Origin of the sequence: Enterococcus sp. DIV1537a, from assembly GCF_051712085.1 — a bacterium.
Classification (GTDB): Bacteria; Bacillota; Bacilli; order Lactobacillales; family Enterococcaceae; genus Enterococcus; species Enterococcus faecalis.
This window is the reverse complement of the sequence record NZ_JBIOOE010000001.1, coordinates 1,918,306-1,933,103: the sequence shown is the minus strand read 5'-3', so window position 1 is coordinate 1,933,103 and position 14,798 is coordinate 1,918,306. Positions and strand designations below refer to the sequence as shown.

Below are 14,798 nucleotides of genomic sequence, written 5' to 3'. Positions count from 1 at the left end.
TTTTATTATGACAATCGTTGCTTAATTTCTTCCAACAAATCCTCTTCTGAAGAAACAATCCGACCATTCAATTTAATCAAACCAACTGTGTAAAGGTTTAAATAATGAAATTGATTTTCAGCGACTTCGCTCAAAGCGTCAAGCTTTTGGTGATTATCAGCACCTTGTTGGCGGCTGTCTGTGTAAAGGGCAACCACCGGAATTCCTTTGGCATAAGCAACACCAATTTCGGAAGCTACGCCCGCATCAATGGTTGGGCCGTCTAATAAAGCAACCAATAAATCGCTAGCAAGGACGTTTTCTGTATCTGCTAAGGCAATCATTTTACTATCGGCATAAGCAGATTTGTCGTTAATTGCCGCATTTTCTTGTGGTAAATAAAGATCGATTGTTTTATCCAATTGTCGAATTTGTTCGACTAAATAGGCATTATAACGTAAGTCAGCTTGCGAAAATAAAGGTCCTGCAAAATAAATTTTTGTCATTTGTCTGTCTCCAATCCAAGGTTTTAGAAATAATCACTGAAATAAGCTTCTTGGTCAGGAAAAATCCGTTCCAAAGAATTTAAAGTTTCTTTATCTGTATCAATGCGCTCAATTCGATGTAAGTACGAAGGGCGTCGGTAATTCATGACTAAACAAGTTAGTGTTTGAATATCTAAGTGAACGGCGGTACCTAAAGGTTCATCCGTAATGGTTACTTGATCATTTTCATCCCAAATTAAGCCAAAAACACCATTATTCCACTCAGCCACAGGATCTTTAACGACAAAATGGAAGGGCTTAGCCGTACTTTCAAAAGGAAAATTTTCTAAAAAGGCTTTGACATCAACAATTCGAGCCATATAATAGGGCTCAATGCTTTCTTTAATTTGGCTGTCTTCTAAAAGAAAGGCTAATGGTTCGTTTTTATAGATATCGCCCTTGACCCAATAAACCATCGAAAAATGCGCAGTAATAAAATTCCACAAGCCATTTCGGGCTTCTTGGTTCAAGTAAAACATTTCCTTAATATGAAATACCTCATCGGCCACCCAATAGAAAAGTACTCCTAAAGGTTCTTGATTGGCACCATAATAGACAGCAGCAGTCCGTTCTTCCTCGTTTTCGAAACGCCAATATTCTTCCCAGTTGAAGGCACTACGAATGAGTGCGCCGTGATTTTGACGAGCGAATCGCGCATAGACATCAAAGACATCTGGGTGATCGACAGCTAACCGTTCAATCATTCCTGGAACAGGAACGGTTTTTGGTAATTGCGTATCCCGAATTTTAAAAGATAACTTGTCGGACATGATTTCCCAACCTTTACGTCGGTAATAAGGAATGTTGTAAGGGAAAAGATAAGAAATCCACTGTTTATCTTGGCGCATTTCTTCTAATGCCGTTTGAATCAAGTCTTTCATTAAACCGTGGTTGGCATATTCAGGATAGGTACCGACACCAGTAACACCACCCATTTTATATAAAGCGCCATGGATATTGACTTCGCATGGATAGATAGCAATTTGTGAAATTAATTGATTTTCGTGAAACCAGCCAAATACTTTTGAAAGTTCTAAAATCGGTTGTTTTGATTTGATAAATGCGCGTTTGTTTTCAAAACCACTTTCTTCAATATCTGCTTCAGTCACTTGAAAAACATAGGAAAGAAGTTCATTAAATTGATCAATGTGTTCTTCCTCAACAGGCTTTAAGGTCAGTTGCTTTCGAAATTCTTGTTCATCCATTTTTCCATCTCCAATAAATTTACTGTTTTTAGTATACCAAATTTTTCGAAACTCTGTTAGCCTTTCGAAACCAAAAGAATAAAAGGGAAGTGCTTTAAATCTTCTTCAAAAATTGGTATAATGAAAAGTGCTGATTATCCTAGACCTTTAAACATGATAATTTGATAAAAAAGGCAACTAAAATATAACAATTGATTGATGAAGCTAGCAGGGAGTTAGCTTTTCTTAAAAGAAATGAGGCAAAAAATGAACAATAAAGAAATGAAAGCAAGACAAGAGAAAATTCGTAATTTCTCGATCATTGCCCACATTGACCATGGGAAGTCAACTTTAGCCGACCGGATTTTGGAAAAAACAAATACAGTTAGCAGTCGAGAAATGCAAGATCAATTACTTGATTCAATGGATTTAGAGAGAGAACGCGGCATTACCATCAAATTAAACGCAATTGAATTAAACTATACAGCCAAAGATGGTGAAACCTATACTTTCCATTTGATTGACACACCAGGGCACGTCGATTTCACCTACGAAGTTTCTCGTAGTTTGGCAGCTTGTGAAGGGGCTGTTCTAGTTGTTGATGCGGCGCAAGGAATTGAAGCGCAAACGCTAGCAAATGTCTATTTGGCATTGGATAATGACTTAGAAATTTTACCTGTTATTAATAAAATTGATTTACCCGCCGCTGATCCAGAGCGTGTTCGGACAGAGATTGAAGACGTAATTGGAATTGATGCATCGGAAGCTGTTTTAGCAAGTGCAAAAGCAGGGATTGGGATTGAAGATATTTTAGAACAAGTGGTGGAGTATGTACCAGCTCCATCAGGCGATATTGAGGCTCCTTTAAAGGCTTTGATTTTTGACTCTATTTACGATAGCTATCGAGGGGTCGTTTTAAACATCCGTGTAATTGACGGTGTCGTTCGTCCTGGGGATAAAATCCAAATGATGAGTAACGGTAAAACGTTTGATGTAACAGAAGTCGGCGTTTTTTCACCGAAACCAATCGCTCGTGATTATTTAATGGTTGGTGATGTGGGCTATATCACCGCTAGCATTAAAACGGTTCAAGATACACGTGTCGGGGATACAGTGACTTTGGCCGACAATCCAGCAGCAGAAGCACTACCAGGCTATCGCAAAATGAATCCAATGGTTTATTGTGGCTTATATCCAATTGATACGTCGCGCTACAACGATTTACGGGAAGCATTAGAAAAATTACAATTAAATGATGCGGCGTTACAATTTGAACCGGAAACATCGCAAGCTTTAGGGTTTGGTTTCCGTTGTGGTTTCTTAGGTTTGCTGCACATGGATGTTGTTCAGGAACGTTTGGAACGAGAATTTAATTTAGAGTTAATTACAACAGCACCGTCTGTAATCTATCACGTTAATAAAACTGACGGAACAACCGTTGTTGTTGATAACCCAGCTGAATTTCCAGAACCAGTAACGATTGAATCTGTGGAAGAACCTTATGTTAAAGCGCAAATCATGGTGCCAAACGATTATGTAGGAGCAGTAATGGAATTATCACAACGTAAACGTGGCGAATTCATTACAATGGATTACTTAGACGATTATCGTGTAAACGTAGTTTATGAAATTCCGTTATCTGAAATCGTGTTTGACTTTTTCGATAAATTGAAATCAAGTACAAAAGGCTATGCATCCTTAGATTACGAAATGGCTGGCTATCGTACCAGCCGCCTAGTGAAAATGGATATTCTATTAAATGCTGAAAAAGTGGATGCGTTAAGCTTTATTGTTCACCGAGATTTCGCATTTGAGCGTGGAAAAGCGATTGTTGAGAAACTGAAAAAACTAATTCCACGTCAACAGTTTGAAGTCCCAGTTCAAGCGGCGATTGGTCAAAAAATTGTGGCTCGTTCAGATATTAAAGCCTTACGCAAAAACGTACTGGCTAAATGCTATGGTGGCGATGTTTCTCGTAAACGTAAATTGTTAGAGAAACAAAAAGAAGGGAAGAAACGGATGAAACAAATTGGATCCGTGGAAGTTCCTCAAGAAGCCTTTATGGCGGTTCTGAAAATGGATGAAGATGATCAGAAAAAATAAACAGAAAAACAAGACAACCTTTTTCGTTGTCTTGTTTTTCTAAACTACTTAAAAACGATAAAGGTGTGTAGACAATGAATACTATCTTAACAGGTGATCGTCCAACTGGTAAATTGCACCTAGGACATTACGTAGGTTCTTTAAAAAAACGAGTAGAAATGCAAGCAGACCCTACAAATCAATTATTTGTCATGATTGCAGATTTACAAGCATTGACAGATAATGCAAAAAATCCCGAAAAAGTTTCAGTCAATGTTTTAGAAGTTGCTTTGGACTATTTAGCAGTTGGTTTAGACCCTACGAAAACAACAATTTTTATCCAATCGCAAATTCCACAGTTAGCTGAATTAACAATGTACTATCTAAATTTAGTGACCACGTCACGTGTTCGTCGGAATCCAACGGTCAAAGCAGAAATTGAGCAAAAAAAATTTGGGGAGGGTGTTCCGACAGGATTCTTTATTTATCCCGTTTCACAAGCTGCTGATATTACTGCCTTTCAAGCGAACTTAGTCCCAGTTGGGGAAGACCAAAAACCAATGTTGGAACAAGCGCAAGAAATTGTGCATAGTTTTAATCAGACGTACGGTGAAGTTTTAGTTAGACCGGAAGCTGTGTTACCACCAAAAGGCATGGGACGCTTGCCAGGAATTGATGGCAACGGAAAAATGAGTAAGTCTTTAGGCAATGGTATTTATCTTTCAGATCCAGCTGAAGTGGTACAGAAAAAAGTAATGAGTATGTATACCGATCCAAATCATATTCGTATAGAGGACCCAGGACAAGTTGAAGGAAATATGGTCTTTACTTACTTGGATGTCTTTGGGAAAGAGAAAGAATATATTGAAGAATTAAAAGAGCACTATCGTCATGGCGGTTTAGGAGATGTGAAAATTAAACGTTACTTAATTGATGTCCTAGAAGAAGAACTCGCACCGATTCGTCGACGTCGTGAAGAGCTGGCTAAAAATCCAGAAGCGATTATGGAAATGTTGCATAAAGGAAGTCTTGCTGCTGAAAAAGTGGCAGCACAAACCTTAACAGAAGTCAAAAAAGCAATGGGAATTCAATACTTCTAAGCAATAAAAGAACTGGAACAAGTCAAAAGAAGAATGACTTGTTCCAGTTCTTTTTAAGTGGTTTGAAATTGACTATTATATAAGCTGGCGTAAAGAGTCGGAGCTTGTAATAGTTCCTGATGCGTTCCTTTTTCAATAATATCGCCATTTTTCATCACTAAAATTAAATCAGCATTTTCAATCGTGGATAATCGATGAGCGATAACGAAGCTTGTTCGATTTTCTGTGACAGTTTCCATCGCTTTTTGAATATGGGCTTCTGTTCGTGTGTCCACACTCGAAGTTGCTTCATCGAGAATAACAACGGGCGGATTTGCTAAAATGATTCGGGCGATGGTTAATAACTGTTGTTGCCCTTGTGATAATGCACCATTTTCGCTAGAAATAATTGTGTCATATCCTTGAGGAAGGGTCCGAATAAAATGATCACATTGAGCAATTTTAGCTGCTTCAATTATTTCTTCACGAGAAGCATCTTTTTTTCCATAGGCAATATTATCTGCTACGGTTCCTTCAAATAGCCAAGTGTTTTGTAAAACCATGCCAAATAAATTTCTTAGATTTTGTCGAGAAAGTTTCGTAATATCAATCCCATCAAAAGTAATGGCACCTTGATTTATTTCATAGAAACGCATTAATAAGTTGACTAATGTTGTTTTACCAGCGCCGGTGGGTCCTACAATGGCCACTGTTTTTTTCGGTTGAACAGAAAAATCAACATTCTTCATTAAAATTTTTTCTGGTGTGTAGCCAAATTGAACATTTTTAAATTCAATGGCTCCTTTAGGAGAAGAAATAGTTTCTAAATGAGTTGCTTCTGGCTGTTCATCAGCTTCATCTAAGATAACAAAAATCCGATCAATGGAAGCCATCGCTGCTTGAATTGAGTTAATGACATAAGAAGCAGTAGAAATCGGCTCAGAAATTTGGTTGATATATTGCAAATACGCTTGCAAGAAACCAATCGTAATACCACCAGATAAAACGAGCATTGCGCCTAAGATAGCACTGATAATAAAAGCCAACTGATTGATAAAACGAATAGCTGGATAAATCGCAAAATTTAGAAACTGTGCTTTTTTAAAGGCGCGATAATGTTGTTGATTAACAGCATCAATTGTTTTTTCAGCATTTTGCTGTTGATTAAAGGTTTTTGTGACCAAATTTCCTGCTAAATATTCTTCCATCTTATTATTTAATTGACCTAATTCAGCTTGACTTTGATCAGCAAACACCTTGTTTTTATTCGCGATTTTTGTCGTCATGAAAGTACTGCCGCCAATTAGCAGCAACACTAAAATGGTTAATTTTGCATCAATATAGAACAACATGATTCCTGCAAATAGGATAGTCACGACGGAAGTGAAAAATTGGTTGATGCCTGTTAAAAGAACTTGTGACAATTGGTTTAAGCCAGTTGTTGAACGACTAATGATATCGCCCACTTGGTGATTGTCAAAGAAGGCCATTGGTAAAGTTTTAAACTTTTTTGTCACTTCTTTTCTAATTCTTAAAGTAACCCGTTCGCTTAAAGAAGCCATTGCTCGTTCCTGAATAAAAGAAGTGATACTACTAATGATTGAAAAGAGAATTAAAAGTAAGACGGGACCTAAGAGCGCTTCTTCAACTAAAGTAAGTGTCATGCCTTTGAGCCCGACACGCTTGATAGCTTCTAAGAGGTTATCAATCCCGATTGCCATAATATAGGTCATGGCAACAATTAATAAGTTTCCAATTAAACTGCAGATCATTAGACCATAAAAGATTGGATGCTCAGGTTTAATCATTTTCCAGAAACGTTTAAAGCTTTGAAGATTCATTGTTTTTTTCATTGTATGGCTTGAAAAGAAAACTTTCTTTCAAGCAGTCACATCCTTTCTTTAGTTATTTGGGTAAGATACCTTGTGATTTAGCAAAGTCTTGGTAATAGCTATTAGTGGCAAGTAAATCAGCGTGGGTGCCTTGACCAACAATCCTTCCTTCATCTAGGACGATAATATTGTCAGCGTTCATGATTGTACTTAACCGTTGAGCAACAATGAGTAAAGTTTTGTCCGCCATTTGTGCATGTAAAGCGGCACGTAGAGCGGCATCAGTTTTGTAATCTAATGCGGAAAAGCTGTCATCGAAAATATAAACGTCTGCCGGTTTGATTAAGGCTCGCGCAATACACATTCTTTGTTTTTGACCACCAGAATAGTTGGAGCCACCTTGTGCTACGAAACTTTCAATCCCTTGTGGTAATGAATCGATGAACTCAGAAGATTGAGATATTTCTAGTGCCGTTTTTATTTCTTCTGGAGTTGCTTTGGCATTTCCCATTAATAAGTTTGATAAGATTGTTCCACTGAAAAGAAAGGCTTTTTGTGGCACATAACTGATGATTTGGCGAATCGTTTGCTGAGATAATGAGCGGATATCTGTGCCAGAATAGCTAATCGTGCCGGCTGTGACATCATTTATTCGTAAAAGTAACTTAACTAAAGTACTTTTACCAGCGCCAGTTGCACCAACAATCGCCGTTGTTTTTCCTTTAGGGATGACAAAACTAACATTTTCTAAAACAGGATCAGCTGTTTCTGTGTATTGAAACGTGACGTGATCGAAGCAAATCAAGGCTTTCTCAGGATGATAAGCAATGGTTGCTTCAGTATGAGGATCGCTAATTTCAATTTCTTCTGACAAAACTTCTTGCAAGCGATTCAAGGAAGCAACGGACCGTGGAATGACAACTAATACCATAGCCGCGATCATTAAGTAGGCCAAAGTTAGAAGCGTATATTCAATCACAGCTGTAACGGTGCCAATTTGTAGGGTGCCTACTGCAACTAAATTACCGCCAAACCACAAAATAGAGGCGTACACAACGCCCATTAATAAAAAGGCAACGGGAGTAATCCAAGCAAAGATTCGATTCACTTTACTCATGCGTTCAGCATAATTTTTAAATGTTTGATTGGTTCGCTGCTCTTCAAAGTCTTGATTATTGAACGCACGAATCATATTAATTCCAGTAAAGAACTCTCGTAAAGTCGTAGTAATTCGATCCATTTTTGGTTGAATTTTTAAAGATAAAGGGGTACCTTTTTTCATTAAAAAATAAACAACGACTAAGTAAAATACGATGGAAGCCAATGTTACCCAAGCGAGTGAAACTGAATAAGAAAATGTCATCACTAAGGCAAATAAACTAATAATAGGCGCTGGAAAGATTAATTGGCAAAATAGCACAATCATTGTTTGAACATTATCTACATCGTTGGTCATTCTAGTTAGCAAAGAATTTGAACCAAATTTATCAACATTTTTCATCGAGAATTGTTGAAATTTTTTAAAGAACAATCCTCTAACTTGAAAACCAAATTTAGCAGCTACTAAAGCAGACAAATAGCTAGAAATAATTGCGGCAATTGTTCCAATGAATGCCACAAGAAACATTTGTATGCCAATCGTTTTAATTACTTGTTGGTCACCGCTAACGATGCCCACATCAATCAACTTGCCAACTAATTTAGGGACGCCAAGGGTTCCTGCGATTTGCAAACAGATGGTTAAAGTTGTCGCAAGAACAATCCATTTATTTTCTTTAATAAACTCTTTCATTAATTTCATGAAATTTCCTCCTTAAACAATACCGTTTTAGCTGTTACAAGGAGTCATTGTACACGTTCAAGTAACTTGAATGTCAACAGTAGAAATGCTAAACTTTTTGATGGAGGGAACAGGATGGAAAAAAATTACACAATAAAAGATGTTTCTGAGTTGTTAAATATCCCTAAGTCCACGATTCGTTATTGGGACGAGCAAGGGTTGATTAGTACCACACGCAATGAAGAAAACGGATATCGAACCTTTGATTTAGAAGATTTGTTCAAAATATATGATATTGATTTTTATCGAAAAATGGGGATTCCTATCAAAGATATGTTGAATTTATATAAAAAGACACCTACCGATCTCTATGCCACCATGGAAGCAACAGAAGAACAACTGGGTCAAGAAATAAAAAGGCTTCAACATAAATACAAAGAAATCAAAAAAAGAAAGTTACATTTACATGCGTTAATTGATTTAGAAACATTGGTTTTTTCAGATGAACCAATTCCTTTTGATAAAATTGTTGTTGTCGATATTGAAGATCCAGAAGAGATGAAGGTTTACATGGAACACATTTCAACTTTAGGCATCTATGGGGATTTAAGTGAATCCAATGAACTGACGTATGGGATTTGTTTGGCAAATCATGTGAATAAAAAAAGTTTAGACAAAGTGATTTGGCTCAAAGAACCAAGTAGCCAATACAAAGGCTTTATTTTAAAAGTCAATACACAAGATACCCGTTTGAATAATATCGAAGAAGTAAAAAAGCGTTTAGCAAAACAAGGATTTGAAACAGGCATCGTTGTCGGGGAACATATCTTGACACAACTAGAAGAGGAAAATCAATATATTGAATATTATTATGGTTGGATTGAAATTTTAGGGGAAAAGTAAAACAATTAAAAAAAGAAACTAGCAATAGCAAATGTAGCTAAGCTAGTTTCTTTTTTTGGTAAATATAATGAAAATTACATGAAAAAAGTTTTAGTTTTTAAAACAATTTAGAACGAATGTTATTAAAGGGAAAACAATAAAAAAATTACTCTTAAAGCTAGAACTTGCCTATACTTGTATTTTTTAGGAAAAGTCAATATATTTGCTTCATATAAAACGTGTTATTTAATTCGTGGTTTTTCGTTGAAATATCGGGCTTTTTTCTTTTTTTAGCTAATAGAATATGTTACTTTTTTGTTATAAGGAGAAACGGAAAATCGTACGTTAAAAAAGTTGTTGTGGCTGAATAAATAAAAAATTGAAGGTTGAAAAAGTATTTTATGGAGGTGGATATTGAGAAATAATTAGTAATTGTAAAAGTTGTTTGAAGATGATTTGTTTCATTAAATGAAAAGAACGAAGGAGAATGTAAATGAATAAAGCAGTTAAAAATTTTGTCAGCTATCTCATGATCACAATGCTGTTTATTTTAAATTTGTTACCAATGATGAACGCATTTGCTCAAGAAGTAACAAGTGATGCTGAGAATACTGTTGAAAAAGACGGGCTCAAAGTAATAGGGAAAATAGAAGATACATCGTCTCAAGAAGATATTAAAACGGTCACTTACGAAGTAACAAATACACGAGATGTACCAATCAAAGATCTCATTTTAAAACAAAAAAATAACAATGATAGTCCAATCAAATTTGTATTAGATACTTTAAGCGAAGAGCGAGGACCTACGTCTTTAGAAGAACAAGCAAAGGTTGAAACAAATGAGAAAGATCAAACAACCGATATTAAACTGCTTAACCTTCAACCAAATTCGACAAGAAAGATTACCATAAATGGGCAAATAACTACAAAAGCGTCGAGCAAGTTATTGGTCAGCGTACTAATAGAAGATAATGAAAAAGGAACACTAGTAATTGATTTACCTAGTAAAGATATGCTAGCAGATAAAGAGTTTGTTTCGAAGGAAAAACAGGAAACTTCAGAAACAAAAGTAGAAAATCAGGCAAGCGAAACAGCCTCTTCTACAAATGAAATGACCGCAACTACTAGTAACGAAACAAAGCCTGAAGCAGGAAAGGCGACAGAAAGTATTCAAGATACAGCACTAACGCAGGCTACCGAAAGTCCTGAGCAACCTCCATTAAAGGCGCAACCTACTGGTCCGTTAGTGCCGCCAACACCTGGTCGGGGGTTTAATACACCGATTTATCAAAGCGTTCATAAAGGAGAACTTTTTTCAACGGGAAATACCAACTTAAAAATTGCGAATGAAAATACGGCGGCTGCGCAAACATTTTTAAATACACGAGGAGCAAGTAGTGGTTATGCAATTAACAATTTTCCTTTAGAATTTGCAGATGTTGACAATGATCCAAATACGTATAACTCTAGTCGGGCTTATATTGATTTAAATGGTGCAAAAGAGATTGCTTGGGCGGGCTTATTTTGGAGTGCGTCTAGATATAAAGGCCCTGCTTACGGAACAAATCTTTCTGATGAAGAAATTAGTGCACCAGTTCAATTTACAACACCAAATGGAACCGTACAGCGCGTTTCGCCCCAAAGGTACCATCGTATCGATCAAGATGCAACAAACCCAGGACAACGTTTCGGGTACAATAACACTGGATTTTCTAATTATGCAGATGTAACTTCAATTTTACAAGGGGATAAAAGTGCGACAGGAAGTTATACGTTAGCAGATATTCCTATGACAAGTAGTTTAAATGGTCAATATCAATATTATAACTTTAGCGGTTGGAGTTTGTTTGTTGTTACAAAGGATCAGGCAAGTAAGTCAAGAGCTTTTAGTATTTACTATGGAGCACGTGGCAATGCTGCTGGAACTAATAATGAATTCACTATGAGCAACTTTTTAACAGCAAAACAAGGAAAGCTTGATCCAATTGTGACCTGGTTTACTGTTCAAGGAGATAAATACTGGACTGGAGACAACGCACAAATTAAAAATAGCGCAGGAACTTGGGTAAATATTTCGAACACGCTCAACCCAGTTAATAATGCTATGAACGCAACTGTGACAGATAACGATGAACATATGGTAGACAAGTATCCAGGTAAATTTGCGCCGGATCATCCTAATTTTTTAGATATTGATATCGATCGTATGGCAATTCCCGAAGGTGTTTTAAATGCTGGACAAAACCAAATTAATTTTAGAACAACAAGTAGTGGTGACGATTATTCTACGAATGCGATTGGTTTTGCTGTAAACGCAGAAACACCTGAATTTGAAATTAAGAAAGAAATTGTGGAACCAAAAGAAACTTACAAAGTTGGTGAAACAATCACGTATCGTGTCTCACTAAAAAATACAAAAGCTGATTCAGAAGCGATAAATTCAGTTTCGAAGGATGCACTAGATGGTCGCTTAAATTATTTGCCAGGCTCTTTAAAAATTATTAGTGGACTAAATTCTGGTGAAAAAACGGATGCTTCAGGCGATGATCAAGCAGAATATGATGCAACCAATAAACAAATTATAGTCCGTGTTGGCAATGGTGCAACTGCTACACAAGGAGGTAGCTACAAAGCTGATACAGCTGAAACAATTTACGAATTTAAAGCGCAGATAAATGAACGAGCAAAAGCAAATGAATTAGTGCCTAATAGCGCAACCGTTGAGGCAGTAGATATTTTAACATCTGCAAAAGTCAACGAAACTTCTAATATAGTAGAAGCAAAAATTGCGGACGAACAAGTAACTGGCAAATTAACCGCTACAAAAACCGTTAATAACGCCAAACCAAAACTAGGGGAAGCAATCGAATACACCATCAGCTTCCGCAACACCATCGAAAATGGCATCCTAAACAAAGTAGTTATCACAGACCAACTACCAAAAGGATTGACGTATGTCAAAGATAGCCTAACAAGTGTCGGTGATGAACCCAAGCCAACCAGCTTGAAAGAAGCCAACGGCACAATCACAGCGGAATACCCAAGTATCACCGATACAAAAGAGCGGAGTATTTGTTTTAAAGTGATTGTTAATGAAGAAGCCAAGGCAGGCGAAACAATTCTCAACAAAGCCAAAGTAGATGACACAGTTAATCCGCCCGAAGAACCAGAGGTACCCATTACACCCGAAGAACCAATCACACCTCGAATAAAAGAAGGCAAACTAACCGCAACAAAAACCGTTAATAACGCCAAACCAAAACTAGGGGAAGCAATCGAATACACCATTAGCTTCCGCAACACTGTCGAAAATGGCGTCTTAAACAAAGTGGTTATCACAGACCAACTACCAAAAGGACTAACGTATGTCAAAGATAGCCTAACAAGTGTCGGTGATGAACCCAAGCCAACCAGCTTGAAAGAAGCCAACGGCACAATCACAGCGGAATACCCAAGTATCACCGATACGAAAGAGCGGAGTATTCGTTTCAAAGTGATCGTTAACGAAGAAGCCAAAGCAGGCGAAACAATTCTCAACAAAGCCAAAGTAGATGACACAGTTAATCCGCCAGAAGAACCAGAGGTGCCGGTGGTACCAGAAGCGAAAGCAGGCAAATTAACCGCTACAAAAACCGTTAATAACGCCAAACCAAAACTAGGGGAAGCAATCGAATACACCATCAGCTTCCGCAACACCATCGAAAATGGCATCCTAAACAAAGTAGTTATCACAGACCAACTACCAAAAGGATTGACGTATGTCAAAGATAGCCTAACAAGTGTCGGTGATGCACCAAAACCTACCAGCTTGAAAGAAGCCAACGGCACAATCACAGCGGAATACCCAAGTATCACCGATACGAAAGAGCGGAGTATTCGTTTCAAAGTGATCGTTAACGAAGAAGCCAAAGCAGGCGAAACAATTCTCAACAAAGCCAAAGTAGATGACACAGTTAATCCACCAGAAGAACCAGAGGTGCCTGTGGTACCAGAAACGAACGCAGGCAAACTAGCCGCTACAAAAACCGTTAATAACGCCAAACCAAAACTAGGGGAAGCAATCGAATACACCATTAGTTTCCGCAACACCATCGAAAATGGCGTCCTAAACAAAGTAGTCATCACAGACCAACTATCCAAAGGACTGACGTATGTCAAAGATAGCCTAACAAGTGTCGGCGATGAACCAAAACCAACCAGCTTGAAAGAAGCCAATGGCACAATCACAGCGGAATACCCAAGTATCACTGATACAAAAGAGCGGAGTATTCGTTTCAAAGTGATCGTTAATGAAGAAGCCAAAGCGGGCGAAACAATTCTCAACAAAGCCAAAGTAGATGACACAGTTAATCCACCAGAAGAACCAGAGGTGCCTGTGGTACCAGAAACGAAAGCAGGCAAACTAGCCGCTACAAAAACCGTTAATAACGCTAAACCAAAATTAGGGGAAGAAATCGAATACACCATTAGCTTCCGCAACACTATCGAAAATGGCATCCTAAACAAAGTAGTTATCACAGACCAACTACCAAAAGGATTGACGTATGTCAAAGATAGCCTAACAAGTGTCGGTGATGCACCAAAACCTACCAGCTTGAAAGAAGCCAACGGCACAATCACGGCGGAATACCCAAGTATCACTGATACAAAAGAGCGGAGTATTCGTTTCAAAGTGATCATTAACGAAGAAGCCAAGGCAGGCGAAACAATTCTCAACAAAGCCAAAGTAGATGACACAGTTAATCCGCCCGAAGAACCAGAGGTACCCATTACACCCGAAGAACCAATCACACCTCGAATAAAAGAAGGCAAACTAACCGCAACAAAAACCGTTAATAACGCTAAACCAAAACTAGGCGAAACTATCGAGTACACAATCAGCTTCCGCAACACCATCGAAAACGGCGTTTTAAACAAAGTAGTTATCACAGACCAACTACCAAAAGGGCTGACGTATGTCAAAGATAGCCTAACAAGTGTCGGCGATGAACCAAAACCGATCAGCTTGAAAGAAGCCAACGGTACAATCACAGCGGAATACCCAAGTATCACCGATACAAAAGAGCGGAGTATTCGTTTCAAAGTGATCGTTAACGAAGAAGCGAAGGCAGGCGAAACAATTCTCAACAAAGCCAAAGTAGATGACACAGTTAATCCACCCGAAGAACCAGAGGTGCCTATTACACCCGAAGAACCAGCGAAAAATAAAAAGGAAACAAAAAAAGTTGTTACAGACCAGAACAAACCTACAAAAAATAGTAAAAATGAAATTGCCATAAACAAGAAAGAAACGTCTAAATCATCCTATTTACCAAAAACAGGAGAAAAAGTCCAAAAAATATTTGCATATCTGGGTGTAGGACTGATCTTAATTGTATTAATTCTCTATGTTATAAAGAGAAACAAAGAAAAAGAGGAGTAAACAAAATCGATTG

The 14,798-nt window shown here is 37.6% G+C and carries 8 protein-coding genes; 4 read left to right on the top strand and 4 right to left on the bottom strand.

What is annotated here, in order from left to right; all coding sequences use genetic code 11:
* Nucleotides 1-5 precede the first annotated feature (5 nt).
* Complete coding sequence (locus tag IGJ41_RS09540; protein WP_078126982.1) at nt 6-485, bottom strand: nucleoside 2-deoxyribosyltransferase; 480 nt, start codon at nt 483-485, stop codon at nt 6-8.
* 23 nt (nt 486-508) lie between these two features.
* Nucleotides 509-1,729: a GNAT family N-acetyltransferase gene (locus tag IGJ41_RS09535; RefSeq protein ID WP_078126983.1), complete on the bottom strand. Its 1,221-nt coding sequence runs from the start codon at nt 1,727-1,729 to the stop codon at nt 509-511.
* Nucleotides 1,730-1,975: 246 nt separating this feature from the next.
* Between IGJ41_RS09535 and lepA the strand changes: the two genes are divergently transcribed.
* Together lepA and trpS are read left to right on the top strand one after the other, a co-directional pair.
* Nucleotides 1,976-3,811 (top strand): translation elongation factor 4, encoded by a 1,836-nt coding sequence (gene lepA, locus IGJ41_RS09530; protein WP_002362155.1) that lies wholly within the window; start codon nt 1,976-1,978, stop codon nt 3,809-3,811.
* Between the two features lie 74 nt (nt 3,812-3,885).
* Complete coding sequence (gene trpS, locus IGJ41_RS09525) at nt 3,886-4,890, top strand: tryptophan--tRNA ligase (protein ID WP_071981513.1); 1,005 nt, start codon at nt 3,886-3,888, stop codon at nt 4,888-4,890.
* Between the two features lie 53 nt (nt 4,891-4,943).
* Here trpS and IGJ41_RS09520 read toward each other — a convergent pair whose 3' ends face one another.
* Together IGJ41_RS09520 and IGJ41_RS09515 are read right to left on the bottom strand one after the other, a co-directional pair.
* Nucleotides 4,944-6,722 (bottom strand): ABC transporter ATP-binding protein, encoded by a 1,779-nt coding sequence (locus IGJ41_RS09520; RefSeq protein WP_071981512.1) that lies wholly within the window; start codon nt 6,720-6,722, stop codon nt 4,944-4,946.
* A gap of 52 nt (nt 6,723-6,774) precedes the next feature.
* A complete protein-coding gene (locus IGJ41_RS09515; RefSeq protein WP_078126985.1) occupies nt 6,775-8,502 on the bottom strand; it encodes an ABC transporter ATP-binding protein in 1,728 nt (575 codons plus the stop codon).
* A 66-nt stretch (nt 8,503-8,568) separates the two neighbouring features.
* Between IGJ41_RS09515 and IGJ41_RS09510 the strand changes: the two genes are divergently transcribed.
* Nucleotides 8,569-9,384 (top strand): MerR family transcriptional regulator, encoded by an 816-nt coding sequence (locus IGJ41_RS09510; RefSeq protein ID WP_002398783.1) that lies wholly within the window; start codon nt 8,569-8,571, stop codon nt 9,382-9,384.
* A gap of 472 nt (nt 9,385-9,856) precedes the next feature.
* Nucleotides 9,857-14,785: an isopeptide-forming domain-containing fimbrial protein gene (locus tag IGJ41_RS09505; protein ID WP_438714325.1), complete on the top strand. Its 4,929-nt coding sequence runs from the start codon at nt 9,857-9,859 to the stop codon at nt 14,783-14,785.
* Nucleotides 14,786-14,798 lie beyond the last annotated feature (13 nt).